The following is a 24,438-nucleotide window of genomic DNA, read 5'->3' on the forward strand; positions in this document are numbered from 1 at the left end:
CCGGCGCGGGGTCAGGCGGGAGCGGGCGTCTCAGCGGGCGAGGACGACGCAGGCGGGGCACACGTCGCGCGCGGGGACCGGCCACACCTGCTCGACGTCGATGCGCGCCAGCGACCCGCAGAGGGTCAGCTCGCAGGCCCCGTCCACCTCGGCCACCGGACGGTGCAGCTCCACCGCGTGCCAGAGGGCGGCGGTCGGTCCGTGGGCCCGGCTGCGGGCGGCGGCGTGCGTGGTGAGGGTCGGGGTGCTCATGACATCTGGGTCGGCACGCCGGCCGGGGAGGGACACCGGCCGGTGAGCCGGCCTCCCCCCGAAGGGTGAGGCGAACGATCCCGCCGGGCCGAGCGGACCGGGCCGAGCGGGCCGGGCGGTGGAACGGCAGGATGCGGTCATGGAGCTGACCAAGCACGGCCACGCCTGCGTCGTCCTCAGCGACGGGGACCGGCGACTGGCCATCGACCCGGGCATCTTCACCGACCCGGCGGCGCTGGCCGGCACCAGTGCGGTGCTGATCACCCACGAGCACCCGGACCACTTCGCCCAGGACGTGGTGCGCGCGGCGCTGGACGCCGACCCGGCGCTCGAGGTGTGGACCAACGGCTCGGTGGCCGCGCGGCTCGAGGGCCTGGGCGCGCGGGTGCACGTGGTGGGCGACGGGGACGCGGTCGACGTGGCGGGCTTCGACGTGCACGTGCACGGGGAGCTGCACGCCGTCATCCACCCGGACATCCCCCGCGTGCCCAACGTCGGCTTCCTCGTCGGCGGCCAGGTGTTCCACCCCGGCGACGCGCTGACGGTGCCGGGCGAGCCGGTGGCCACCCTGCTGCTGCCGATGCACGCCCCGTGGTCGAAGACCGCAGAGTTGATCGACTACGTGCGGGCCGTGGACGCCGACCAGGCGTACGCCGTCCACGACGGGCTGCTCAGCGACGCCGGTCTCGGCATCGTGAGCGGCCTGCTGGGGGAGAAGGGGCCGGGCACGCCGACCCCCTTCAGCCGGCTGTCCCCGGGGGACTCGGTCGACCTCTGAGGTCGGCCGAGGCCCCCGGGGGGTGGGGTCAGCGGACGGCGCCGCGGTTCCGGCCGCCCAGGCCCTCGGCGACGCCGACCAGGAGCACGGCGGCGACGACGGCGAGGATGAAGCCCAGGATGTTGAGCTCGAAGATGTCGCCGGTGCCGAACAGGCTGGCGATGAAGCCACCGATCAGGGCGCCGACGACGCCGAGGATCAGCGTGACCAGGATGCTCATCCGCTGCTTGCCCGGCTTGATGAGGCGGGCGAGGGCACCGATGATCAGGCCGACGACGATGAGACCCAGGATGTCCATCACCATGGTTGCTCTCCTTGTTGCATCCGAGAACGCGCCTCTGTTCGGCGCGTTCGATCGGTGAGGGGATACCCCAAGATCACCAGGACACACCTCGGGGTCCCCGGATCGGGTGACGTCACACTCCGCCCGCGGGTACCTGCTCGACGTGCTGGGTCAGCTTCGCCAGCTCCCCGTCGACGGTCCGGGCGACCATCTGCCGGACGCTGTTGCGCATCACCCGCTGGAGCAACCTGCCGCCGCTGCGGGCCTCGTGGGTGACGGTGATCTCCACCCGGGTGCCGGCCGGTCCGGCATCGGCGAGCTCGATCGTCGTCGTCCAGACCTCGGGGGTGAGCTCCAGGCGGGTGGTGACCCGGCGGCGGGGCTCCCACTCGACGATCTCCCCCTGCGGTGCACCGGCCGGCGGCTGGGCGCCGTCGTCGAGCCGGCCGGGAACGCACCGGAACCGCGTGCCACGGCGCGGGGAACCGGACCCCTCCACGACGTAGGACACGTCGCAGACGGCGCAGTACGGCGCCAGGACAGCGAGCGCGCGCCACACCCGGGCCCGGTCGTAGGGCACCTCGCGGGCGCCGCTGACGGTGACCGGCTGGGGCACGGGACCTCCGGGGGTGGGACGACGGAGCCCCGACGGTAGTCGGCGCCGGCCACGCCCCCGGGGCCCGCGGCGACCCTGCGGGACGACGGCGCGCTCAGCGACCGCCGACCGACACCTCGAACTCGACCTGGCTGACGTCGGGACGCAGCCGCGAGAAGCTGTGCACCTGCGGCCGCCCGTCGCTGTCGTGGACCGTCGTCCGGACGACGAGCAGCGGCGAGCCCGCGACCACCCCCAGCAGGTCGGCCTCCTCGGGCGCCGCCGTCCCGACGTCGACGACGATCCGGGCGTGCGCGAGGTCGGCGGAGTACTCCCGCCGGAGGTAGTCGTAGAGCGACCCGTGGGTGAAGTCCTCCTCGGCCGCCCCGGGGTAGGTGGCGGCCGGCAGGAAGCTGTGCGCCACGTGGTTCGGGGTGCCGTCCACGCTGCGCAATCGCACCAGTTCCACCACGTCGTCGGCGGGTTCGAGCCCCAGCTCGGCGGCGACGGGCGGCTGCACCGGGACGACCCGCTGGGTGAGCACGGAGGTGCCGACCTGGGCGCCCTGCTCGGTCATCACCGAGTTGAAGCCGGCGATGCGGTGCACGAAGCTCTCGCGGTACTCGTGCCGGATGGCCGGACGGGTGACGAAGGTGCCCCGGCCCTGCTCGCGGACCAGGTGGCCGTCGGCGACCAGGCCGTCGACCGCCCGCCGCAGGGTGATCCGGCTGACCCCGTACTCGGCGCACAGCACCGGCTCGGGCGGCAGGAGGGTGTGCTCGGGCAGCGCGGACACCCGGCGGCGCAGGTGCTCCCGGACCGACAGGTACTTCGGCCCCGCCACGGCACTGGTCACGGCCCAAAGGTACTGGCTGTGCAGACGTCTGGTCATCTGAGACGTCTGTCTCGTCCGGCCGGGACCCCGTGTGGTGACGCCGATCACTGGGTGCGATCGTTGAGAGCAACACCACCGTCGGGCCCCCGCAGCTGCGCGGGCCCGGCCATCGCAGGATGGGGACCCGTGAGCGAGCCGCAGGACCACCGGGCCCGCCGGCGTGCGGACACCCACCGGCGCATCTACCTCGCGGCCATGCGGCTGTTCCAGGAGCAGGGGTACGAGTCGGTCACCGTGGCCCACATCGCGGCCGCCTCCCGGGTGTCGGTGCCGACGTTCTACGACCACTTCCCCAGCAAGGACCACCTGATCATGGCGGTCCCCCCGCAGGAGCAGCTCGCCGAACTGCTGCGCGCCCAGCCGGTCGACCTCCCGCTCGCCGACCGGATGCGCGGCATGATCCTCGCCTTCCTGGCCGACCTGGGGCCCGGAGCGCGCGCGGACGTCCTCACCCGCTGGCGGATCGTGGCCGGCACCCCGCACCTGCGCCGGCGTGCCGCGGAGTTCGAACGGATGACCGCGGAGATGGTGCTGACCGCACTGGGCGCGGAGTCCGGGGGCGGCGCCCCGTCCGCCGCGCGGGTGGTGGTGACCGCCACCTTCTCCGCCTACACCGAGGCCCTGCTGCGGTGGGTCGAGTCCGGCGGGGACGAGTCCCTCGCGGAGGTCACCGACGAGATCCTCGCGGTGCTGCGCGGGCTGTAGGTCCGAGCGCCGCCGGGCTCACGGCGCCCGCAGCTCCACCACGGTGACCTCGGGCCGGGCACCGACGCGCATCGGCGGCCCCCAGAAGCCGGCGCCGCTGGTGACGTAGAGCTGGGTGTCGCCGAAGCGGGACAGCCCCTCCACGGCCGGCTGGTCGAGGCGGATGGCGTAGTCGAAGGGCCACAGCTGCCCGCCGTGGGTGTGGCCGGAGAGCTGCAGCTGCACGCCCGCGGCGCGGGCCTGCTCGACCTGCACCGGCTGGTGGGCCATGAGCACCACCGGGACGGCGTCGTCCCGGCCGTCCAGCGCCGCGTCGAGGTCGGCGCCGTGGCCGGGCAGGCCCGAGCGCTCCGCCGTCCGGTCGTCGATGCCCGCCAGGTCGAAGGAGGCACCGCCGCGGCTGATCGGCACCCGCTCGTTGCGCAGCACCTGCACGCCCAGGGTCGGCAGGTGCCGCAGCCAGGCGTCGGTGTCCACGAAGTACTCGTGGTTGCCGGTGACGAAGAAGACGCCCTGGTCGCTCACCAGGTCGGCCAGGGGTGCCGCCTCGTCGCGCAGCTCGGCGACGTCGCCGTCGACCAGGTCGCCGACGATGGCCACGACGTCCGGCCGCTGGGCGTTGACCGTCTCCACGAGCCGTTCGAACCGCCGTCCGCCGTACATCGAGGACAGGTGACCGTCGGAGAAGGTGACGATGCGCAGGCCGGCCAGGGCGGGGTCGAGCCCGGGCAGGGTGACGGGCACCCGGCGGACGACGGGCGCGGCGTTCGCGAGGTAGGCCCCGGTGCCGGCCGTGCTCAGCGCGACCGCGCCGGCCGTGACCGCGAGGCCGCGGGCCAGCAGCAGCCGCCGGGAGGGGTCCTCGACGCGCTCGGGCGCGGCGGCGACCCGGACGGAGCCGTCCGCCCGGGTGCCGGCGACCTCCCGGGTGTCGCCGTCCTCGCCGGTGCCGCCGCGCTCCCGGGTGCCGCGCCTGCCGGCGAGCCGGATCAGCAGGCGGACCGGCTCGAGCGCGAGCAGGGCGAGGAACAGGTAGAACGCGATGCCCAGCCAGGTGAACCCGACCCAGCTGAGGGCGGTGGTGGCCGGGGAGACCTCCCGGCGGAGGACCACCGCCGCCGCCGGCAGCAGCGTCAGGGGCACCATCAGGAGGGTCAGCCGGCGGCGCGTCCGGCCGCGGTCGGTGGTGTTGCGGACCAGCCGCCACCACAGGTAGCCGTGCAGGATCAGCGTGGCCAGCAGGACGACGGTGCCGAACCCCAGCAGGGCGATGACGGACAGCGGAAGGACCTCCCCGCCCCCACCACCCGCAGGCTCGCGGCGGGCCCCTGCAAGGAGGCCGGCTGGAGCAGGCCCTCCGTCAGGCTAGCCGGGCCACCTTCCCGACCGCGCGCCGCAGCGCCGGTTCCAGCGCCCAGAACTCCGCCTCCGACCGCTCGGCGCGGCCCTCCTCCAGGCCGTGCAGGCGGCCGAAGGTCCAGGCGTTCTCCCCCGCGGCGAAGGCGGCGAGGCCGAGCCGGGTGGCGTACTGGCGGGTCACCACGGTGTCCTGGGCGGCGCCGAGCGCCTCCTGGACGTCCTTGGTGCACGCCACGAGGGCCGTCGCCGCGGAGCCGACGGCGGCCTCGGCGACCTCCGCGGTGTAACGCACCCGCTTGGCGGCCTTGCGGACGTCGTGCAGCCTCGCGTGCCGGGCCTCGCCCTCGGCCTCGCGGGCCGCCTCGATCGTGCGGCGCAGCCGCTTCCCGCCGTGCCTGACTGCGGCGGCGAGCACGGCGGGCGCCGGCGCGGCGGCGGACTCGGCGAGCGGGGGCTCGGCCAGCAGCGCCGCCAGGGCGTCGAGCAGCGCGAGGTAGCGAGGGCTGGTCAGGGTGCGCGTCACCCGGCGGGCGCCGTCCCGGTGGTCCACCACCTCCGCCTGCTGCAGCCGGGCGGCCACCGGCCCGAGGACGAGCTCCACCGGCTGGGCGGCGACGAGCGCGCGGAGGTGCTCCAGCGCGACCTCGCCGTCCCGGGCGCCGGAGAGCTCGGCCCCCACCCAGCGCAGCTCGTCGCGCAGCGGGTCGGTCCGCTCGCGGTCGAGCACCGGGCGGAAGGCGGCGAGGATGCTGCGGATCCGGCGGCAGGCCACCCGCAGGTCGTGCACACCCTCGGCCTGCTCGGTACGGACGGCGACGTCGGCGTCCCGCAGCGCGGTCACCTGCCCGGCCAGGGCCCCGAGGACGACGTCCCCGGCCGTCGCCGTCCGGGCCGCGGCCTTCCTGCCCTTCTTCTTCTTCGTCTTCTCCTCCCCACCACCCGCCCCCGGCGCGGTGGCCGGGGCGGGCACCGCGGCCAGCCGCCTGTCGAGCACCCGGCCGACCTTCGACGGCGACGCCGACACCCGTGCACCGGCGGCGACCAGCCGGCCGGCGACGGCCTCGAGCAGCGCCTCGTCCCCGTCGACCAGCTCGACCTCCACCTCGCGCCAGCTGGTCACCGTGGCGGGCTCCCCCGGGCTCTGCGCCAGCGCCGTGCCGAGGACGACGTCGTCGGCCACCTCCGCCAGCACCCGGCCGTCCGCACCGCGCAGACGGTGCACGACGCGGCGGGTGCGGAGCGTGGCGACCGGCTCGGGGACGGCGGTGCCCAGGAGGCCGAGCACGGGGGCCGTCACGGCCTTCGGCACCGCTCGGGTGGCGCGACCGGGTGGCTGGTGCAGCTCGCGGCGGGCGCCGGCCGAGGCCGGGAGCTTCACGTGCCAGCCGGCGTCGGTGCCGCCGGTCCGGCGACGCAGGGTGACCCGCGAGCGCAGCAGGCGCAGGTCGGGGGTGTCGTAGTAGGTGGCCTCGAGCGTCTGCTCCTCGGGCGCGTCGACCGCCGCGACACCGTCGGCCGCACCGAGGTCGGGGAGGGCGAAGGAGTCCTCGGCCTCGAACTTCCGCTCGATCTCCAGGTGCTCGGTGGTCACCCGCGTCACGGTAGGGCGGCGGTGGCCGGTCACGCTCGGTGGGCGTCGCCGATGTTCGCCGGGGTGCTCCGCTGGGCACGCCCACCAGGAGCGGAGTCCCGTCAGGGGCTCCCGGAGGAGGGAGCCCACCTCATGCTGGATCAACGAGAACTGTCCGCCGCGATCGGCAGCACCGCCTACGGGCCCGATGGCGAGAAGATCGGCACCGTCGAGCACTTCTTCACCGACGACCGCACCGGTGCCCCGACCTGGGCCGCGGTGTCCACCGGCCTGTTCGGCACCCGCCACTCCGTGGTCCCCGCCGGCGAGGCCACGTTCGCCGACGGCGCGCTGCGGCTGCCGGTGACCAAGGAAGCCGTGCGCAGCGCGCCGGCCGTCTCCGACGAGCACCTCGACCCCGAGGACGAGGCGGCGCTGCGCCGGCACTACGGCCTGGACACCGGTGTGGGCCCTGCCGCCCCGGCCGCCGCCGCGTCCCAGGGGACGGCGGACGCCGAGATCCGGGACGACGGCGCGCGGTTCGGCGACCCCCGGCCGGCCGGCGACACCGACACCGTCGAGGTGAGCGCGGCCGGGACGCCGGGCACCACTGCCGCGGCTGCGGCCGTGCCCGCGCGGCCCGCCGACGGCGGGATGGTGCGCAGCGAGGAGCAGTTGCGCGTGGGCACCGAGCGGGTGGCCACCACGCGCGCCCGGCTGGTGAAGTACGTGGTCACCGAGGAGGTGACGATCACCGTGCCGATCCGCCGCGAGGAGGTCCGGCTGGAGGAGGTGCCGCTCGACGCCCCCGATGCCGGCCCCGGTGAGTCGCTCACGACGACCGGCTCGGCCACGGACACGCCGGTCGGCACCCCGGGCACCGGCACCCCGGGCACCGGCACCCCCGTGGGAGGCGTGGCCGGCGCCGGCCTGCCGGAGGAGATCGTGCTGCACGCCGAGCGGCCCGTGGTCTCCGTCGAGGTCGTGCCGGTGGAACGCGTGCGGCTGCGCACCGACGTGGTCACCGGCCAGGAACAGATCACCGAACAGGTGCAGCGCGAGCAGATCGTCGTCGACGAGGACCGCCGCGGGCAGCGGTGACCCCGGCGCGGGCCGGGTCGGGCCCCGGCCTGCGCCGCACCACCGGTGGCCGATCGCGCACCGTGTCCACGCGCCCTGTCCCGGTGTACGGCGCGCCCGAGGCGGCGCGGTCGCGTTCCCGGCTCCGTTCCGAAGTCGGCCGGGATCGGTCGTACTGCCTCCGGCGGCGCGAACCGCCGCGCCGCCGGCACCGTCGGAGGACGCGCGACATGGCGAACAAGGCCGTCATCAGCCTGACCACCGGACTCGAGGACGCGGAGAAGGTCACCGTGGCCTTCCTCGTCGCCGTCGGGGCCGCCGAGCAGGGCCGCGAGACGTTGGTGTTCCTGACCAAGGAGGCGGTCCGGCTCGCGCTCGACGGCGTGGCCGTCGGCACGGCGTGCGAGGGCTGCCCGCCGCTGCCCTCGCTCCTGGACCGCTACGCGGCCGCCGGCGGCCGCTACCTCGTCTGCCCCATCTGCTTCGACGCCAAGGGCCTGGACAAGGGTGACCTCATCCCGGGCGCCGAGCTCGGCGGCACCGTCCCCATGTGGCAGTGGATCGGCGACGACAACGCGGTCACCTTCAGCTACTGACCCGCCCGCACGGGTCAGCGGCGGTCGGGCAGGCCCGGCCCCCTCCGCCGGTCGGGGAGGAACCGCAGCCGGTCACGGGTCGCGGCCACCTCGCCCGGGTCGACGTCGGCCAGAACGATCGTCTCGCCCCCGGCCGCGGTCGCCAGCAGCTCGCCCATCGGGCTGACCACGGCGCTGTCCCCGGCGTGCTCGGTGCCGTCGCCGGCGGCGCCCACCCGGTTGCAGCCGACGACGTAGGCCTGGTTCTCGATGGCCCGCGCGCGCAGCAGGGTCTGCCAGTGCAGGCGGCGCGCGGCCGGCCAGTTCGCCGTCACGAGGTAGACGTCGGTGTCCGGGGCGGCGGACCAGAAGACGTCGGCGAAGCGCAGGTCGTAGCAGATGAACGGCGTGATCCGGAGGCCACCGATCTCGACGGTCACCGGCCCGTCGCCCGCGCGGAAGCGCTCGTGCTCGCCGCCGTGGGTGAACGGGTGCAGCTTCCGGTAGCGGTGCACCTCGCCGTCGGGCCCGGCCAGCACCAGGCAGTTGTAGGGCAGGTCCGCGGCTCCCCCGCCCGCCCCACCGGTGTCCGGCGCGATCTCCGGGCAGCTGCCGGCCACCCACACGCCGTGCCGGCCGGCCTGCTCCTGCAGGAACCGGGAGGAGGGGCCGCCCTCGGGTTCGCCGATGCCCGGCGTCATCGAGAAGCCGGTCGAGAACGTCTCGCTCAGCAGCACCAGGTCGGCGCCGGCACCGACGGCCCGGGCCACCTGGGGGGCGAGCCGGTCGAAGTTCGCCGCCCGGTCCTCCCAGACGATGTCGTGCTGCACCGCTGCGATCCTCACGCCGTCATCCTCCCCAGCCTCTGCACCGCCTCGCCGAGCACCGCGTCCCCCTTGCAGAACGCGAAGCGGACCAGGTGCCGGCCCAGGTGCGCGTGCGCCGGGTCGTAGAAGACCACCGTCGGGATCCCCACCACCCCCGCGCGCTCGGGCAGCGCGCGGCAGAAGGCGACGCCGTCCCCGTCGGGCTGCACCGGCCGGACGTCGACCGTGGCGAAGTAGGTGGCCTCCGGGCTGACCACCGGGAGCCCCGCGTCGGTCAGCCCCCGCACCAGCACGTCGCGGCGGTACTCGAGGTCGCGGGCGATCCCGGCGAAGTACTCGTCGGGCAGCCGCAGCCCGGCGGCGACCGCCGGCTGGAAGGGCCCGGCGTTGACGTAGGTGAGGAACTGCTTGGCGGTGCGGACGGCGGAGACCAGGGGCGCCGGACCGCAGATCCAGCCGACCTTCCAGCCGGTCACGTTGAACGTCTTGCCGGCACTGCTGACCACGAGGGTGCGCTCCCGCAGGCCCGGCACCGTGGCGATGGAGGCGTGCCGCGCCCCGCCGAACACCAGGTGCTCGTACACCTCGTCGGCGAGCACCAGCAGCTCGTGCTCCATGACCAGCGCCGCCAGGACGCCGAGCTCGGCGCGGGTGAAGACCTTGCCGGTGGGGTTGTGCGGGGTGTTGAGCACCAGCATCCGGGTGCGGGGGGTGACGGCGGCGCGCAGCTCGGCGGGATCGAACGTCCAGGGTCCGGCGCCGGACGCCGGGGGCCGCAGGGGCACCGGCCGGGCCACCCCGCCGGCCATCGCGATGCCCGCCGCGTAGCTGTCGTACATCGGCTCGAAGAGCACCACCTCGTCCCCGGGTTCGAGCAGGGCCAGGAGGGCGCCGGCCAGCGCCTCGGTCGCCCCGGCCGTGACCAGGACCTCGGTGTCGGGGTCGTAGGCGTGGCCGCCGAAGCGCTGCACGTGCTCGGCCACCGCCGCGCGCAGCTCCGGGATGCCGGGCCCGGGCGGGTACTGGTCGGCCGCGGTGCCGATGGCGGCCCGGGCGACCTCGAGCACCTCGGGCGGGCCGGGGTAGTCGGGGAACCCCTGGCCGAGGTTGATCGACCCGGTGGCGACGGCCAGGGCGCTCATCTCGGCGAAGATGGTCGTCCCGAAGCCCTGCAGCCGGGAGGACAGGTACGGCGCTCGGGTCACGGTGCCTCCAGCCGGAACGAGACGGTGCGGGACGCCACGTCGGCGACCTCGAGCCGGACCCGCACCCGGGTGCCCGGTCGCAGGCCCGCACCGGTGCAGCGGGCGCGGACGGCCGGGTCGTCGAGGACGACGGTCCCCCGCGCGTCGTCCGCGTCGACCACGACGGCGGAGAACACCTGGTCCTCGCGCCCGGAGAGCAGCCAGGCCTCGGTGACGTCGACGACGGCCCGCTCCACCTCGCGGGTGCGGCGGTCGGACTCGGTCATCAGCCCCGGCAGCAGCGGGAGGGCGGCCCGGATGCCGTCGTCCGGGGTGCGGCCGGCGGCCAGCGCCAGGCAGACCTCGGTGCCGAAGCGGTCGACCAGCCGGCGCAGCGGCGCGGTCACGTGCGCGTAGGGCGCCCCGACCCCGCCGTGGCCGGGCTGCTCCGGCAGGGCGCCGTCGAAGGGCGTGTAGGCCGCGCCGCGCAGAAGGGTGGCGGCCTCGTCGAGGAAGGCGGCGGCCCGCGGGTCCGCGACGTCCAGGCCGGCGAGCACGGCGCCCGGACCGGCTCCCTCGGGCCAGTCGACGCCCAGCGCCGGGGCCAGCCGGCGCAGCCGGTCGACGTCCTCGGTGCGGGCCGGGGGGAGGGTGCGCAGCACGCCGATGCCGCCCGCCAGCATGAGCGCGGCGGCGCAGCGGCCGGTGAGCAGGGAGATCTCCGCGTTCCAGGTCTCGACCGGCAGGTCCTGGCGGTTGACGAGGGTCCAGGTGCCGTCGGCGGCCCGCTCGACCTGCTGGTCGGGTGTGCCGAGCTCGATGGCGCCGCGCTCGGCGGCCCGCTCGCGCAGCAGCGCACCGATCCGCGGCAGGAGGGCCAGCGGCTCGGGCAACGTGCCCCGCTCCACCTGCTCCTGGACGGCGGGGTAGGCCAGCTGGGCCCGGCTGCGCACCCGCGCCCGGCGGACGTCGACCCCCGCCACCTCGCCGTCGGCGTCGAGGTCGATGGTCCAGACGGCGGCCGCGCGCAGCTGCCCCGGCAGCAGGCTGGCCGCACCCTCGCTCAGCACCGGCGGGTGCAGCGGCACCCGCCGGTCGGGGGTGTAGAGCGTCTGCCCGCGGCGGCGGGCCTCGGCGTCGAGCGCGCTGCCGAGGGCGACGACGGCGGCGACGTCGGCGATCGCGTAGGTCACCCGGAACCCGGCGCCGCGGGCCGCGAGGTGCACGGCCTGGTCGAGGTCGCGGCTGCCCTCGGGGTCGACGGTCACCAGCGGGACGTCGGCGGCGTCCAGCTCGGGCAGCGGGGGAGCGGCGGCCAGCGCGTCGGCCTCGGCCAGCGCCGCGACCGGGAACTCGTCGGGGACCCGGAACTCGGCACGGACGGCGGCGAAGTCGGGCGCGGACGGCGCCGGTGCCGGCCACCGCGGCACCCGCACCCGGGGACGGGCGGGCTCCGACCCACTCACCGGGGGCGACCCGCGTTCCACGGAGAGCTCACCGGATGCGCACGTCTTCCTGGCCCTCGATCGCGACGACGTCCCCCCGGCGGAGCTGCCGGCCGCGCCGCTCCTCGGGCTCGCCGTTGACCCGGACGTCGCCGGACAGCAGGACGTCCTTCACCTGGGCGCCGGTCGGCACGGCGTCGACCAGCTTGAGCAGCTGCCCCAGCCGGATCGACTCCTCGCCCGGGCGGATCTCGACGGTGCGCACGGCTGGCATCCTCCCCGCTCAGAGCTCCAGCAGCTCGTCGCCCACCGCGATCGTCCCCGGCCGGGCCACCAGGGCGCCGACCGCGAGCGTGCCCTCGCGCTGTCGGTGGATGGTCCGCAGCACACCGGTGTCCCGGTCGACGCCGCCGGGCTGGGGGCGGGTCACCATGACGCACCGGGAGACCTGCATCCCGACGTCCAGGAGCACGCCGCCGAGCTGGACCCGGGAGCCGACCAGCGCGTCCTCCCCCGCCCCGGCGAGGACGACGTTGGCGCGGAACCGCCGCCGGTCCCAGTCGCCGAGGGTGCCGGTCGACACCAGGGTGACGCGGGCCCGGCCGCTGTCGTGGAACGCCCCGCCGGCGCCCCGGAAGCTGCGCCAGCTCCCGGCGACCTCCTCGTCGTCCTCGTGGATCTCGTACCGCGGCGCCTCGTCGGCCGCCCGGCGCAGCTCCACCTGCCTGCCGAGCCAGGCGGAGAGGACGGCGTCGTCGGCCGTGACGGACCCGTCCGGCAACACCACCTCCACCTGACCGTCGGGTCGCAACCGGCCGGCGCCGAAGAGCAGGTCGGGCGCCCGGCGGGCGGTCAGCCCGAACCCGGTGGCGACGTCGAACAGCGCCCACCGGCGGTCACCGACCAGGCCCTGCGCCTCGACCTCCACCGCCCCGACCTGCTCGCCCTGCAGCGACTTCACCGGGTACCGCCACAGCTCGGCGATCCGCACTCACGCCTCCCAGCTCAGGGTCCAGGTGCCCGCCCAGTCGGCGCCGGGTTCGAGCACGACCAGGTCCGCCCCGTCGGCGAGCGCGTTCGGCGGGCAGGTCATCGGCTCGACCGCGAGGCTCCGCCGCCGCTGCCCCGTGGGCAGGGTGTCCCCGCTGTAGGCCTGCAGCCAGGGCCACGAGCGGTCGACCGCCAGCTCCAGGGCGCCCGCCGGGCCGCGCAGCCGCACCCGCGCCCAGCCGTCGGGGTCGCGGTCGAGGTCGGTGAGCGGGACGTCGAGGGCGCGGTCGCCGATCCGTCCCACCGCACCGTCGAAGGGACGCCGCTGCCCGGTGGGCAGGCCGCCGTCGACGTCGAGCTCGGTGCGGGCCGGGAGGTCGAGCTCCGCCTCGCCGATGCCGCCGTCCTCCCGTGCGCCGACGGCCAGGTAGGGGTGCATCCCCGCCCCGAACGGCGCCGGGGACCCGCCCGCGTTGCGGACGCGCACGGTGACCGACAGCCGGTCGGGCCGCAGCGCGTAGTCGACCGCGGCGGCCAGCCGGAACGGGTAGCCGGGCCGCGGCTCGACGACGGCCCCGACGGTGGCGGCGGCGTCGGTGCCGTCGAGGACGCTCCAGCGCAGCCAGGACACCAGGCCGTGGTTCGCCGTGGGCGAGTCCGGCGAGGCGACGTCGAGCTGGAGGTCGCGGCCGTGCCAGCTCCACCGCCCGTCGCGCAGCCGGTTGGGCCAGGGCAGCAGCACCCCGCCACGCCGGCCGGCCGGCACCGTGCCGGCCGGGTAGCCGTCCAGGACCTGCCGACTGCCCACGGTGAGCGCCCGCGGGCCACCACCCCGGAGGTCGACGGCGAGCCGCGCCTCCCCCGCGCTCAGCTCCACCTCGCCCGGCTCGGTGGCCGGCCACGCACCGCTCATGCCGCCACCCCACCACACCCGGCCGGCGGCCGTGCGGTCCCGGCGGGGCTCAGCGGGTGATGCCGTGCAGCAGGAGCCCGGCCAGCTCCCGGTAGGCGGTCGCGTCGTCGAGCCCGGTGGCCCGCGCGGTGTCCCCCCGGCCGATGCGGGCCATCAGGGTGCTCACCGTGTCAGCCACCAGCGCCGGGTGCACCACCCGGAAGCGGCCCCGTGTCACCCCCTCGGCGATCAGCTCGCGCACCCGGTCGGCGGCCAGCGCGGTGTTGCGCTCGTACACCGCCCGTCCGGGCGGGAAGGAGTCCAGGTCACGGTGGAACGCGGACCCGGCCGGCGCCAGCGCCCGGGCGACGGCGGTGAGGTAGGCGGTGACCCGCAGGGCGGGGTCGTCCTCGGTCGCCGTCCCGGCCTCGACCTCGGCGGTCGCCGTGCGGAAGAAGTGCCGGATCACCCGCGCGGCCAGCTGTTCCTTGCTGCCGGCGAGCGCGTAGAGGGTGCTCTTGGAGCAGTGCAGCCGGACGGCGAGGTCATCGAGGGTGAACCGGGCGAAGCCCTCGGACAGGAAGAGCGCCTGCAGCTGGTCGAGCAACTCGGCCTGCCGCCGGGTCAGCGCGGCGCCCCCGGCGTCCGCGGGCGGAACTGTCGTCGTCATGCCACCTCCGGCCGGACTGGACGCAAGACGGTACTGGCGTACCGTCCACAGTACTGTCCACGACGGAGGGGACCCCGTGCCGGTCGACCGCGAACTGCCCACCCCCGAGGCCGCCGACCTCCTCGCCCTGACCCGGGAGATCGCCGACGCGGAGCTCGCACCGCGGGCGGCGCGCTACGAGCGCGAGGAGCGGTTCCCCCGCGAGGTGTTCCGCACCCTCGGGGACGCCGGCCTGCTGGGGCTGCCCTTCGGCGAGGACGTCGGCGGCGGCGGCCAGCCCCACGAGGTCTACCTGCAGGTGGTCGAAGAGCTGGCCGCCCGCTGGGCCAGCGTCGCCCTGGGCGTCAGCGTGCACACCCTCTCCTGCTTCCCGGTCGACCGGTTCGGGTCCGACGCGCAGCGCCGGGACCTGCTGCCCGAGATGGTCGGGGGGCGGCTGCTGGGCGCCTACTGCCTGTCGGAGGCGCACGCCGGCTCCGACCCGGGTGCCATGCGGGCCACCGCCAGGGCCGCCGACGACGGCTGGGTCGCCGCCGGTGAGAAGGCGTGGGTCACCCACGGAGGGCAGGCGGACTTCTACGCGACGTTCCTCCGGACGCCGGCCGGCCCCGGTGCGGCAGGGGACGGGGGCAGGAACGACATCTCCTGCTTCCACCTGACCCCCGACCTGCCCGGCTTCTCCGCCGCCCGCCCCGAGGAGAAGATGGGGATGACCGGGTCCACGACCGCCGCCATCCGGCTCGACGACGTCCCCGTGCCGGCCGACCGGCTGGTGGGCGAGCCCGGCCGGGGCCTGGGCATCGCACTGGCGGCGCTGGACTCCGGTCGGCTGGGCGTGAGCGCGGTCGCGGTCGGGCTGGCGCAGTCGGCCCTCGACGTCGCCGTCGCGTACGCCCTGGAGCGCGAGGCGTTCGGCAAGCGCATCGTCGACCACCAGGGTGTGGCGTTCCTGCTCGCCGACATGGCCGCCGCCGTGGAGTCCGCGCGGGCCACGTACCTCGTCGCCGCCCGCCGCAAGGACGCCGGCAAGCCCTACGCCCGCCAGGCCAGCATCGCCAAACTGGTCGCCACCGACGCCGCCATGGCGGTCACCACCGACGCCGTCCAGGTGCTGGGCGGAGCCGGCTACACCCGTGACCACCCGGCCGAGCGATACATGCGGGAGGCGAAGGTCATGCAGATCTTCGAGGGGACCAACCAGATCCAGCGCATGGTCATCGGCCGGCACCTGGCCCAGGAGGCCGCACCCGCCGCGGGCTGATCCCCCCGAAACGTCAGCGGCCGGGGGCACCATCCCCGCATGGCCTCGTTCGCCGACGTGGAAGCAGCCGAGCCGGAGTTCGCCACCCGGGTGCGGGCGGCGTTCGACGCCCACCGGCACAAGGTCCTGGCCACCCTCCGGGCCGACGGCTCACCGCGGGTGAGCGGCATCGAGATGCAGTTCGTGGCCGGCGAGCCGTGGCTGGCCGGCATGCCGGAGTCGGTCAAGTTCGCCGACCTGCGGCGGGACCCGCGCTTCGCGCTGCACGGCGGCAGCGCCGATCCCGACACGTTCGACGCCGACGCGAAACTCTCCGGGCGGGCCATCGAGGTCACCACCGGGGAGGAGTGGAGGCGCTACAAGGCGGCGGCGGGGGTGCCCGACGAACTGGGTGCCTTCGACCTGTTCCGGGTGGACCTCGACCAGGTCGTCCTCGTCGCGCTGAACGACGACAAGACGGCGCTGGTGATCTCCTCCTGGCGCCCCGGCCGCGGTCTCACCCGGACCGAACGGACCTGATCGGCGGCTGCGGTTCCACGTGGAACCCGTGACGTCCGTCAGTGGACCGCCCCCTCCGTCGCGGACGAGACTGGGGCCCCCGGAACCTGGAGGGTCACCCGATGCCCGAGCCGCACCTGCGCGCCGCCGACGCCGACCGCGCGGCGGTCGCCGCCCAACTCGGTGAGCACATGTCCGCCGGCCGGCTGACCGTCGTGGAGTACGACGAGCGGCTGGCCCGTGCCTACGCGGCCCGTACCTACGGCGAGCTGGCCGAACTCACCGCCGACCTGCCTCCGGCCGGAGTTCTCCAGCCGCGGAGCCCCGGACCGGCCGCCGAGGCCGCCGCCTCGGGCGCACACTCCGCGGCGGCCCGGCACGGCGGCTGGAGCGGTGGGCCGACCCGCGCCGCGGCCTGGCGGAACTGGGCGTTCACGGCGGTGATCGTCCTGGCGATCTGGATCACGACGTGCATCGCCTCCGCCGAGCTGCTCTACCCCTGGCCGGTCTGGGTGATCGGGCCGTGGGGAGCGGTGCTCGCTGCCCAGTCGCTCACGCGGAGGGACGACGACGGTCAGCAGCGCCGGCTGACCTGAGAGCGGGCGAGGTCCCGCGAGACGCACCGAGCCGGTCCCGCGAGGGACCGGCTCGGCGCTGGGGTGGGCAAGGGGGGAGTTGAACCCCCACGTCCTTTCGGACACACGGACCTGAACCGTGCGCGTCTGCCATTCCGCCACTTGCCCTGGCGAGGCACGACAGTAGCAGCCACCCGGCCGGCCACCTGGAGAGGGTGCTGCCCCGGCGCCGGGGGGGTCGCCGCGCCCGGCCCGGGTGCGTCGCTGGCCGGTCCCCGGCTGCGCACCCGGCTACGATCAACGGTGGCAGATCGGACGTCCGGGCGAGTGCGAGGGAGCGACTGTGGGTGTGCTGCAGCGCTTCGAGCGGCGGCTGGAGGGGATGGTCGGGCTGGCCTTCGCCCGCCTCTTCAAGGGCAAGGTGCACCCCGCCGAGATCGCCAAGGCGCTGACCCGCGAGGCCGACGAGCAGCGCTCCGTGCTGGGTGAGGGGCGGGTGCTGGCCCCGAACGTGTACGACGTCCGACTGGGCCCGACCGACTACGACCACCTCGCCGAGTGGTCCGAGCAGCTGGCCGCCCAGCTCGCCGACATGGTCTCCGAGCACGTCGAGAACGAGGGCTACCAGGTCTTCGACGCGGTGCAGGTCCGCCTCGAGCGGGACGACGCCCTGCCCACCGGGGTGTTCGAGGTGAGCTCGCACGTCGCCGACCCGGCCCGCCCGGGCACGCGCGCCGACGACCTCGCCGTCCCCCCGGCCACCGGCGGGATGCCGCCGCTCCCCCCGCTGCGGGGCCGGGTCGCCACCGACACCGGACGGCAGTCGCCCTCGTCGGTCGTCGGGCGGGCCGGCTCGAAGCCGGGGATCACGCACGTGCTGCTCGTGGACGGCCCCGGCACCCGCCACGAGCTGAGCACCGGGCGCAACGTGATCGGCCGCGGCACCGACGCCGACATCCGGCTGCCCGACACCGGCGTCAGCCGCAAGCACGTGGACGTCGTGCTGGACGGGGGCACCGCCACCGCCGAGGATCTCGGCTCCACCAACGGCACCCTCGTCAACGGCCGGCGGATCACCCGGCAGCCCCTCGCCGACGGCGACGTCATCCGGATCGGCCACTCCGTGCTGGTCTACCGGCAGGACGGCACGTGAGGCGGGTCTGTCGATGACCGAGCTCGCGAGGTCACGCAGGTACACAGCACCGCCGGGCATGATGACGACGAGCGCCAGCGAGGCGGGGTCATGACCGCCGAGATCGTGCTGCAGATCTTCCGCTTCGGCTTCCTGCTGCTCCTGTGGCTGTTCATCTTCGCCGCGTTCCGCGTGGTCCGGGCCGACCTGTTCGGCGGCCGCGCCGGGCGGGTGTCGTCGGTCCCACCCCGCGCCGCCGCGGCGGGCAAGAAGAAGACCCGTGGGCCCCGGACGCTCGTGGTCACCGCCGGCCCGCTGGCCGGCACCAAGATCACCCTGAGCGACCAGCCCATCCTCATCGGCCGGGCCGACGACTCCACCCTCGTGCTGACCGACGACTTCGCCAGCTCCCGGCACGCCCGGCTGACCAACCGCGGCGGCACCTGGTACGTGGAGGACCTCGGCTCGACCAACGGCACCTACCTGGACCAGCAGCGCGTCCAGGGTCCGCTGCTCGTGTCCCCGGGCCAGCCGATCCGCATCGGCCAGACGGCCCTGGAGCTGCGTTCATGACCACGTCCACCCCGACGCCGTCCCCGGACCCGGGGAGGGGGCCGCGATGAGCCTCGCGCTGCGCTACGCGGCCCGGTCCGACCGCGGCCTGGTCCGCGGCAACAACCAGGACTCCGTGTACGCCGGGCCCCGGCTGCTCGCCGTCGCCGACGGCATGGGTGGTCACGCCGCCGGCGACGTGGCGAGCAAGGTGGTCATCGCCGCCCTCGAGCACCTGGACGACGACGCACCCTCGGGCGACATGCTCCAGGCGCTGCGGGACGCGGTGTTCGACGGCAGCGAGCACCTGCGCGAGGTCATCCGGGAGTCCCCGCAGCTGGAGGGCATGGGCACCACGCTGACCGCCGTCCTGTTCGCCGGGGGCCGCCTGGCGCTGTGCCACATCGGCGACTCCCGCGCCTACCTGCTGCGCGACGGCGTCATGACGCAGATCACCCACGACGACACGTTCGTGCAGACACTGATCGACGACGGCCGGATCACCGCCGAGGAGGCCAACCACCACCCCCAGCGCTCGCTGCTGCTGCGCGCGCTCAACGGCCAGGAGGTCGACCCCGACCTGTCGATGCGCGAGGCCCGGGCCGGGGACCGCTACCTGCTGTGCTCCGACGGGCTCTCCGGCGTGGTCAGCGAGGAGACCCTGGCCGACGCCCTGGTCGACCCCGACCCCCAGGCGACCGCCGACCGGCTGATCGAGCTGGCGCTGCGCAGCGGCGGACCGGACAACATCACCGTCATCGTCGCCGACGTCGTGGAGGACGGGGGACACGGCACCTCGCCGCTCGAGCCGGTGGTCGACGGCGCGGCCGGGGACAACGTCGGGCAGCGCGAGGTCGACCCCCGGTCCGCCGCCGGCCGGGCGGCGCTGGCCGGCCCGCCCCCGACCACCGCGCCGCAGCCCACCGCGACCGCCTCCGCCCCCTCGCCCCGGCGCCGTCGTCGCCGGCTGCTGTGGGCCCTGGGCGCGGTGCTGCTGGTCGCTCTCGCCACGGCCGGTGCCTACCTGTGGCTGCTGTCGAACTGGTTCGTCGGCGTCCGGGACACCGCGGACGGCGACCGGGTCACCGTCTTCCGCGGGCTGGACACCGCCCTGCTCGGCGTGGACCTCAACCGGGTCTCGACGGTGACCGACCTCGCCGTCGAGGACCTCACCCCGGCCGACGCCAGCAAGGTGCGCCGGGGGATCGAGGCCGACGACGGCGACCACGCCGACCGGATCATCACGATGCTCCGCGACCAGCGCCTGCCGGTCTGCCCGTCCGCCGACGACGACGCGGGCGACTCGTCGACGTCGGCGTCCGCGTCGGCATCCCCCACCTCCTCCTCGCCGCCGGCCCCGGACGGCGGGCTCCCCCCGCTCCCGGAGCCGCTCGACCCCAGCGGGTCGGTGGTGCCGGGCGACGCCACCTCCACGCCGGAGCGGACGACGACGCCGCCCGAGCCGGGAGTGGACTGCCGGGAGGCCAAGTGATCACCGGCCCCTCCACCGACCCCCGCGCGGCCCAGCCCGGCGCGGCCCCGCCCAAGCGCCGCGGCACCGAGCTCGCCCTGCTCGGCTTCGCGGTGCTCGTGACGCTGGTCGCCCAGGCCATCGTCGACCTCACGATCACCGGGTCGCTGCGGCCGGACATGGCGCTGTTCGGCGGCTGGATCACCGGCCTGTGGGCGGTCGCGCACCTCGTCGTCCGGAAGTGGGCGCCCTACGCCGACCCGCTGCTCCTGCCGTCGGTGGCGCTGCTGGTCGGCCTCGGGCTGGCCGTCATCCACCGCCTGGACCTCGCCGCCGAGCAGGTCGACGCCACCGCCACGCGGCAGGACGCACCGGTGCAGCTGGTGTGGGCCACCCTCGGAGTGGCGCTGTTCGTCGTCGTCCTCGTGGTGCTGCGCGACCACCGGGTGCTCTCCCGCTTCGCCTACACCCTGGCGCTGGTCGGCCTCGTGCTGCTCGCCATCCCCGCAGTCCTGCCCGCGTCGCTGTCGGAGGTCAACGGCGCCAAGATCTGGATCCGGCTGGCCGGCTTCAGCATCCAGCCGGGCGAGTTCGCCAAGATCTGCCTGATCGTCTTCTTCGCCGCCTACCTGGTCGACAAGCGTGACGTGCTGGCGCTGGCCAGCCGCCGGGTCGCCGGCCTCGAGCTCCCCCGGGCCCGCGACCTCGGACCGGTGCTGGTCGCCTGGGCGCTGTCGATCCTGGTGCTGGTCTTCGAGCGCGACCTGGGCAGCTCGCTGCTGCTGTTCGGCATCTTCGTGGTGATGCTCTACGTCGCCACCGAGCGGGCCAGCTGGCTGGTCATCGGTCTGGGGCTCTTCGCCGGGGCCGCGCTGATCGCCTACCAGGTCTTCGGTCACGTGCAGGCCCGCGTGGACGTCTGGCTGAGCCCGTTCGAGTACCGGGACGCCGCCGGCTACCAGCTGGTGCAGTCCCTGTTCGGCCTGGGCACCGGGGGGCTCTTCGGCGCCGGGCTGGGCGGTGGACGCCCCGACCAGGTGCCGGTGGCCAAGAGCGACTTCATCGCGGCGGCCATCGGTGAGGAGCTGGGCCTCTTCGGCCTGGTCGCGGTGATCATCGTCTACCTGATCCTGGTCGAGCGCGGGCTGCGCACCTCCCTGATCGTCCGCGACGCGTTCGGCAAGCTGCTGGCCGCGGGCCTGGCGTTCGCGATCGCCTGGCAGGTGTTCGTCGTCCTCGGCGGGGTCACCGGGCTGCTCCCGCTGACCGGGCTGACCACACCGTTCCTCGCCTACGGCGGGTCCTCGCTGGTGGCCAACTTCGTGCTGGTCGCCGTCCTCGTCCGGATCAGCGACGCCGCCCGCCGTCCCGCGGTGCCGGCCGGGCCGCCGAGGCCGGCGCTGGGGGACGCGCCCACCGAGGTGGTCAAGCAGTGAACGCGCCCCTGCGCCGCGTCGCCATCAGCGTGCTCGTGCTGTTCACGCTGCTGATCATCAACGTCAACTACATCCAGGTGGTGCGCTCCGAGGAGCTGCGCGACGACGCGGGCAACACCCGGGTGCTCGCCGAGGAGTACGACCGCGAGCGCGGCTCGATCGTCGTCGCCGGCACCGAGGTGGCGCTGTCGGTGCCCACCGAGGACCGGCTGACCTACCTGCGCCAGTACCCGCAGGGGCCGACGTACGCGCCGGTCACCGGCTACTACTCGCTGGTCTACGACAACGCCATGATCGAGCGGGCCAGCAACGAGATCCTGGCCGGCACCGACCCGCGACTGTTCGCCCGCCGCCTGGCCGACCTGTTCACCGGGCGCGACCCCTCCGGCGGCGACGTCGTCCTCACCCTCGACCCGGCGGTGCAGGAGGCGGCCATGGCGGGCCTCGAGGGCGTCACCGGCGCCGTCGTGGCACTCGAACCGTCGACCGGTGCGGTCCTTGGGATGGCCAGCACCCCGACGTACGACCCGGGCCTGCTCTCCAGCCACGACCCGGCGGCCATCCGTGCCTACTGGGAGGAGCTCAACGCGGCCGAGCGCGACCCGCGGCTCAACCGCGCCGTCTCCGACCGGTTCTCCCCCGGCTCGATCTTCAAGGTCATCGTCTCGGCCGCCGCGCTGTCGACCGGCGAGTACACCCCGGACACCGTCGTCCCGGCGCCGGACACCCTCACCCTGCCGGGGACGACGACGGAGCTGGAGAACTTCGGCGGCTCGAGCTGCAGCAGCAGCGGCGAGCAGTCGCTCATCGACGCGCTGACCGTCTCCTGCAACACCGCCTTCGCCCAGCTCGGCATCGACCTCGGCGAGGACCGCGTGCGGGAGATGGCCGAGGCCTTCGGCATGGACGGCGAGGAGCGGGAGATCCCGCTCACCGTCGTCGGCAGCTCGATCGGCGACCCTGAGAACGACGCCGAGCTGGGCGTCAGCTCGATCGGTCAGCAGGACGTGCAGATGACCCCGCTGCAGGCCGCGATGATCGCCGCCGCGGTCGGCAACGACGGCACGCTGATGGCGCCCTACCTGGTCGACCAGCTGCGCGCCCCCGACCTGAGCGTGCTCGACGAGACCGACGCGGAGGTGCTGGGTGAGCCGGTCTCCGCGGAGGTCGCCGACCAGCTGACCGAGATGATGGAGAGCGTCGTGGCCGAGGGCAGCGGCCGGGCCGCCCGCATCCCGGGCGTCACGGTGGCGGGGAAGACCGGGACGGCGGAGAACGCCGGTCCCGACCACAACTGGTTCATCGGCTTCGCCCCCGCCGACGACCCGCAGATCGCCGTGGCGGTCTTCGTCGCCAACGGCGGGGGTACGGGTGGGGACGTGTCCGCACCGATCGCCCGCGAGGTCATGCAGGCCTTCCTCGACGGGCAGGGTGAGTGATGGCGCTGTCCACCGGCACGATCCTCGCCGGCCGCTACGAGATCACCGCCCCGATCGCGACCGGCGGGATGGGCGAGGTGTGGCGGGCGCGGGACAGGGTGCTCGACCGCGAGGTGGCCGCCAAGGTCCTGCGCAGCGAGTTCACCGGCGACCCCAGCTTCGTGGCCCGCTTCCGCAACGAGGCCCGGCACACCGCCATGCTCAGCCACCCGAACATCGCCTCGGTCTACGACTACGGCGAGACCACCGAGGACGAGCGGTTCCCCGGGCAGCGGCTGGCGTTCCTGGTGATGGAGCTGGTCGAGGGCCAGCCGCTCGTGACGATCCTCCACGAGGAGGGGAAGCTCCCGGTCGACTGGACGCTGCACGTGCTGGGACAGGCCGCCGACGGGCTGTCGGCGGCGCACCGCGCCGACGTGGTGCACCGGGACATCAAGCCCGGCAACCTGATCGTGCGTCCCGACGGCGTGGTCAAGCTGACCGACTTCGGCATCGCCCGCGCCCGCGACGCCACACCGCTGACCCGCACCGGCATGGTGGTCGGCACCGCCCAGTACCTGTCGCCCGAGCAGGCGCAGGGCTTCGAGGTGACCGCCGCCAGCGACGTCTACTCCCTCGGGGTGGTCGGCTACGAGTGCCTCACCGGAGGCCGCCCGTTCGACGGCACCTCCCAGGTGGCCGTGGCGCTCGCGCACATCAACCGGCCGCCGCCGCCGCTGCCGGCCAGCATCCCGCCCGCCGTCCGGCTGCTCATCGAGCGCGCTCTGGCCAAGGACCCGCACGACCGGTTCGCCGACGGCGGCGCCTTCGCCACCGCGATCCGCTCCGTGGCCGCCGGCAACGGGCTGTCCGCGGCACCCATGGTCGCCGGGCCGGGCACCACCCCGCCGGCCAGCCGGGGCCCGGTCACCGCCGCACCCGCGACCTCCCGCACCGAGGTGGTCGGCGACCTGGCCGACAGCCGCACGCAGGTGCTGGGCGCGACCTCCGCCGCGGGGGTCGCGGCGGCCGCCGGCGCGGGAGCGCTCGCCGGCGCCGGCGCGGCGACCGGCGGGGGGACGGCGACCGGCGCGGGGACGGCCACCGGTCGCGGCGCCGCGCTGCCGCCGCTGCGCCGTCCGCCCGAGGACGACGACCAGGCCTGGGACGGGCGGCACCGCGCGGACGACGGCCGCCGCGCCCGCTGGGTCTGGCTGGTGGCCGGACTGGTCCTGCTGGCCCTCGTCTCCGGTGCCGCGTGGTTCCTGCTCGCGGGCGGCGGCGAGGACCCGGAGGCCGACGCCCCGGCCCGCTCCAGCGGGCCGGCACCGAGCATCTCCGCCTCCGCCGGCTCGGTCACGGTCGACACCCGGGCCTACATCGGCCGGGACGCCGACGAGATCGCCGAGCTGCTCGAAGGCAGCGGGCTCGTGGTGAGCACCCGGGACGCCACCGACGCCGAGGTGGCGCAGTGGGGGATCGCCATCGCCGCCGGCGCGGTCGTCGGGTCCGACCCCGCCGACCAGCCGGTCCCCGAGGGCAGCGAGGTCACGCTGTTCGTCGCCCCCGACGACTACGCCCCCGCCAGCGGCGAGGACGACGACGGCGGGGAGGAGCCGGCACCCACCTCCGAGGCCCCGGCGCCCACGACCACCGCCGCCCCGACGACGACCACCCCGTCCGGGGGCGGCAGCTCGAGCTCGTCGTCGTCCTCGTCCTCCTCCAGCTCGTCGTCCTCGTCCTCCTCCTCCAGCGCGACGTCGTCCAGCTCGTCGAGCGAACCGCTGCCGGGCGCTCCCCCGGCTGGCGAGTCGTCGTCGGGCGTCCCCGGACCGCCGGCCGGCGACGGCGGCGACGCGGAGGCCCCGCTGGCACCCGCGGACCAGGCCGGGTGAGCGGGCTCCCCCGCGCCGCCCGGGTCACCGCGGTCCCAGCGGTTACGCTCCCCGGCGGCCCATCCGTCCGCCGCGTCGACCCGTCCCTCCCCTCCCCCCG

The 24,438-nt window shown here is 75.4% G+C and carries 26 protein-coding genes and 1 tRNA gene; 13 read left to right on the forward strand and 14 right to left on the reverse strand.

Features of this window, described 5'->3' with window-relative positions; all coding sequences use genetic code 11:
- Positions 1-30: 30 nt before the first annotated feature.
- A complete protein-coding gene (locus GCU56_RS19920) occupies positions 31-252 on the reverse strand; it encodes a hypothetical protein (RefSeq protein WP_163483560.1) in 222 nt (73 codons plus the stop codon).
- A gap of 139 nt (positions 253-391) precedes the next feature.
- Between GCU56_RS19920 and GCU56_RS19925 the strand changes: the two genes are divergently transcribed.
- Positions 392-1,030: an MBL fold metallo-hydrolase gene (locus tag GCU56_RS19925; protein ID WP_163483562.1), complete on the forward strand. Its 639-nt coding sequence runs from the start codon at positions 392-394 to the stop codon at positions 1,028-1,030.
- A gap of 28 nt (positions 1,031-1,058) precedes the next feature.
- Here the strand turns inward: GCU56_RS19925 and GCU56_RS19930 are convergent, their stop codons facing one another.
- From GCU56_RS19930 to GCU56_RS19940, 3 genes are all read right to left on the reverse strand, one after another.
- Positions 1,059-1,334: a GlsB/YeaQ/YmgE family stress response membrane protein gene (locus GCU56_RS19930; RefSeq protein WP_239522610.1), complete on the reverse strand. Its 276-nt coding sequence runs from the start codon at positions 1,332-1,334 to the stop codon at positions 1,059-1,061.
- 112 nt (positions 1,335-1,446) lie between these two features.
- Positions 1,447-1,929: an SRPBCC family protein gene (locus GCU56_RS19935; RefSeq protein ID WP_163483564.1), complete on the reverse strand. Its 483-nt coding sequence runs from the start codon at positions 1,927-1,929 to the stop codon at positions 1,447-1,449.
- A 94-nt stretch (positions 1,930-2,023) separates the two neighbouring features.
- Positions 2,024-2,764 (reverse strand): GntR family transcriptional regulator, encoded by a 741-nt coding sequence (locus GCU56_RS19940; RefSeq protein ID WP_345771962.1) that lies wholly within the window; start codon positions 2,762-2,764, stop codon positions 2,024-2,026.
- 165 nt (positions 2,765-2,929) lie between these two features.
- On the opposite strand from GCU56_RS19940, the gene GCU56_RS19945 reads away from it, so the two are divergent.
- Positions 2,930-3,508, forward strand: coding sequence for a TetR family transcriptional regulator (locus GCU56_RS19945; protein ID WP_163483567.1), 579 nt, complete (start codon positions 2,930-2,932; stop codon positions 3,506-3,508).
- A gap of 18 nt (positions 3,509-3,526) precedes the next feature.
- Here GCU56_RS19945 and GCU56_RS19950 read toward each other — a convergent pair whose 3' ends face one another.
- Both GCU56_RS19950 and GCU56_RS19955 read right to left on the reverse strand, forming a co-directional pair.
- Complete coding sequence (locus tag GCU56_RS19950) at positions 3,527-4,654, reverse strand: metallophosphoesterase (RefSeq protein WP_239522611.1); 1,128 nt, start codon at positions 4,652-4,654, stop codon at positions 3,527-3,529.
- A 214-nt stretch (positions 4,655-4,868) separates the two neighbouring features.
- Positions 4,869-6,458, reverse strand: a complete 1,590-nt coding sequence (locus GCU56_RS19955; protein WP_163483569.1) for a CHAD domain-containing protein — start codon at positions 6,456-6,458, stop codon at positions 4,869-4,871.
- Positions 6,459-6,590: 132 nt separating this feature from the next.
- On the opposite strand from GCU56_RS19955, the gene GCU56_RS19960 reads away from it, so the two are divergent.
- Both GCU56_RS19960 and GCU56_RS19965 read left to right on the forward strand, forming a co-directional pair.
- Positions 6,591-7,538, forward strand: coding sequence for a PRC and DUF2382 domain-containing protein (locus GCU56_RS19960; RefSeq protein ID WP_163483571.1), 948 nt, complete (start codon positions 6,591-6,593; stop codon positions 7,536-7,538).
- 209 nt (positions 7,539-7,747) lie between these two features.
- Positions 7,748-8,113 (forward strand): DsrE family protein, encoded by a 366-nt coding sequence (locus tag GCU56_RS19965; protein ID WP_163483573.1) that lies wholly within the window; start codon positions 7,748-7,750, stop codon positions 8,111-8,113.
- 14 nt (positions 8,114-8,127) lie between these two features.
- Here the strand turns inward: GCU56_RS19965 and GCU56_RS19970 are convergent, their stop codons facing one another.
- Genes GCU56_RS19970 through GCU56_RS20000 form a run of 7 tightly spaced genes read right to left on the reverse strand, consistent with a single transcriptional unit; the run spans position 8,128 to position 14,100 of the window.
- Positions 8,128-8,937 carry a nitrilase-related carbon-nitrogen hydrolase gene (locus GCU56_RS19970; protein WP_163483575.1) on the reverse strand — a complete coding sequence of 270 codons (810 nt, stop codon included), beginning with the start codon at positions 8,935-8,937 and terminating at the stop codon, positions 8,128-8,130.
- The gene (locus tag GCU56_RS19975; protein ID WP_163483577.1) at positions 8,934-10,124 is read right to left on the reverse strand and encodes a pyridoxal phosphate-dependent aminotransferase; all 1,191 of its coding nucleotides are present in this window, start codon (positions 10,122-10,124) and stop codon (positions 8,934-8,936) included. Before GCU56_RS19975 ends, GCU56_RS19970 begins: the two co-directional genes overlap by 4 nt.
- Positions 10,121-11,569 (reverse strand): RNB domain-containing ribonuclease, encoded by a 1,449-nt coding sequence (locus tag GCU56_RS19980; protein WP_345771963.1) that lies wholly within the window; start codon positions 11,567-11,569, stop codon positions 10,121-10,123. The genes GCU56_RS19975 and GCU56_RS19980 overlap by 4 nt, the downstream gene beginning before the upstream one ends.
- Positions 11,570-11,597: 28 nt before the next feature.
- Positions 11,598-11,822 (reverse strand): RNA-binding S4 domain-containing protein, encoded by a 225-nt coding sequence (locus GCU56_RS19985; protein WP_163483580.1) that lies wholly within the window; start codon positions 11,820-11,822, stop codon positions 11,598-11,600.
- A 9-nt stretch (positions 11,823-11,831) separates the two neighbouring features.
- Positions 11,832-12,539 carry an MOSC N-terminal beta barrel domain-containing protein gene (locus tag GCU56_RS19990; protein ID WP_163483582.1) on the reverse strand — a complete coding sequence of 236 codons (708 nt, stop codon included), beginning with the start codon at positions 12,537-12,539 and terminating at the stop codon, positions 11,832-11,834.
- Positions 12,540-13,451, reverse strand: coding sequence for an aldose 1-epimerase family protein (locus GCU56_RS19995; protein WP_163483584.1), 912 nt, complete (start codon positions 13,449-13,451; stop codon positions 12,540-12,542).
- A gap of 49 nt (positions 13,452-13,500) precedes the next feature.
- The gene (locus GCU56_RS20000; protein WP_163483585.1) at positions 13,501-14,100 is read right to left on the reverse strand and encodes a TetR/AcrR family transcriptional regulator; all 600 of its coding nucleotides are present in this window, start codon (positions 14,098-14,100) and stop codon (positions 13,501-13,503) included.
- Between the two features lie 76 nt (positions 14,101-14,176).
- On the opposite strand from GCU56_RS20000, the gene GCU56_RS20005 reads away from it, so the two are divergent.
- The 3 genes from GCU56_RS20005 to GCU56_RS20015 all read left to right on the forward strand — a co-directional run bounded on the left by GCU56_RS20005 (position 14,177) and on the right by GCU56_RS20015 (position 16,455).
- Positions 14,177-15,361, forward strand: a complete 1,185-nt coding sequence (locus tag GCU56_RS20005; protein WP_163483587.1) for an acyl-CoA dehydrogenase family protein — start codon at positions 14,177-14,179, stop codon at positions 15,359-15,361.
- Between the two features lie 39 nt (positions 15,362-15,400).
- On the forward strand, positions 15,401-15,880 hold the full coding sequence (locus GCU56_RS20010) for a pyridoxamine 5'-phosphate oxidase family protein (RefSeq protein ID WP_163483589.1): 480 nt from the start codon (positions 15,401-15,403) through the stop codon (positions 15,878-15,880).
- Positions 15,881-15,981: 101 nt separating this feature from the next.
- Positions 15,982-16,455 (forward strand): DUF1707 SHOCT-like domain-containing protein, encoded by a 474-nt coding sequence (locus GCU56_RS20015; protein ID WP_163483591.1) that lies wholly within the window; start codon positions 15,982-15,984, stop codon positions 16,453-16,455.
- A gap of 64 nt (positions 16,456-16,519) precedes the next feature.
- Here the strand turns inward: GCU56_RS20015 and GCU56_RS20020 are convergent.
- A tRNA-Leu gene (locus tag GCU56_RS20020) sits at positions 16,520-16,602 on the reverse strand.
- Positions 16,603-16,777: 175 nt separating this feature from the next.
- Between GCU56_RS20020 and GCU56_RS20025 the strand changes: the two genes are divergently transcribed.
- The 6 genes from GCU56_RS20025 to GCU56_RS20050 all read left to right on the forward strand — a co-directional run bounded on the left by GCU56_RS20025 (position 16,778) and on the right by GCU56_RS20050 (position 24,338).
- Entirely contained in the window at positions 16,778-17,587 is an 810-nt protein-coding gene (locus GCU56_RS20025; RefSeq protein ID WP_163483593.1) for an FhaA domain-containing protein, read from the forward strand.
- Positions 17,588-17,677: 90 nt separating this feature from the next.
- The gene (locus GCU56_RS20030; RefSeq protein WP_163483595.1) at positions 17,678-18,139 is read left to right on the forward strand and encodes an FHA domain-containing protein FhaB/FipA; all 462 of its coding nucleotides are present in this window, start codon (positions 17,678-17,680) and stop codon (positions 18,137-18,139) included.
- Positions 18,140-18,185: 46 nt separating this feature from the next.
- Positions 18,186-19,610, forward strand: a complete 1,425-nt coding sequence (locus GCU56_RS20035; RefSeq protein ID WP_163483597.1) for a PP2C family protein-serine/threonine phosphatase — start codon at positions 18,186-18,188, stop codon at positions 19,608-19,610.
- Positions 19,607-21,025 (forward strand): FtsW/RodA/SpoVE family cell cycle protein, encoded by a 1,419-nt coding sequence (locus tag GCU56_RS20040; RefSeq protein ID WP_345771964.1) that lies wholly within the window; start codon positions 19,607-19,609, stop codon positions 21,023-21,025. Before GCU56_RS20035 ends, GCU56_RS20040 begins: the two co-directional genes overlap by 4 nt.
- Positions 21,022-22,464, forward strand: coding sequence for a penicillin-binding transpeptidase domain-containing protein (locus GCU56_RS20045; protein WP_163483599.1), 1,443 nt, complete (start codon positions 21,022-21,024; stop codon positions 22,462-22,464). The genes GCU56_RS20040 and GCU56_RS20045 overlap by 4 nt, the downstream gene beginning before the upstream one ends.
- Positions 22,464-24,338 (forward strand): protein kinase domain-containing protein, encoded by a 1,875-nt coding sequence (locus tag GCU56_RS20050; RefSeq protein ID WP_163483601.1) that lies wholly within the window; start codon positions 22,464-22,466, stop codon positions 24,336-24,338. The genes GCU56_RS20045 and GCU56_RS20050 overlap by 1 nt, the downstream gene beginning before the upstream one ends.
- Positions 24,339-24,438 lie beyond the last annotated feature (100 nt).

This window comes from Geodermatophilus sabuli, assembly GCF_010686765.1.
GTDB lineage: Bacteria > Actinomycetota > Actinomycetes > Mycobacteriales > Geodermatophilaceae > Geodermatophilus > Geodermatophilus sabuli_A.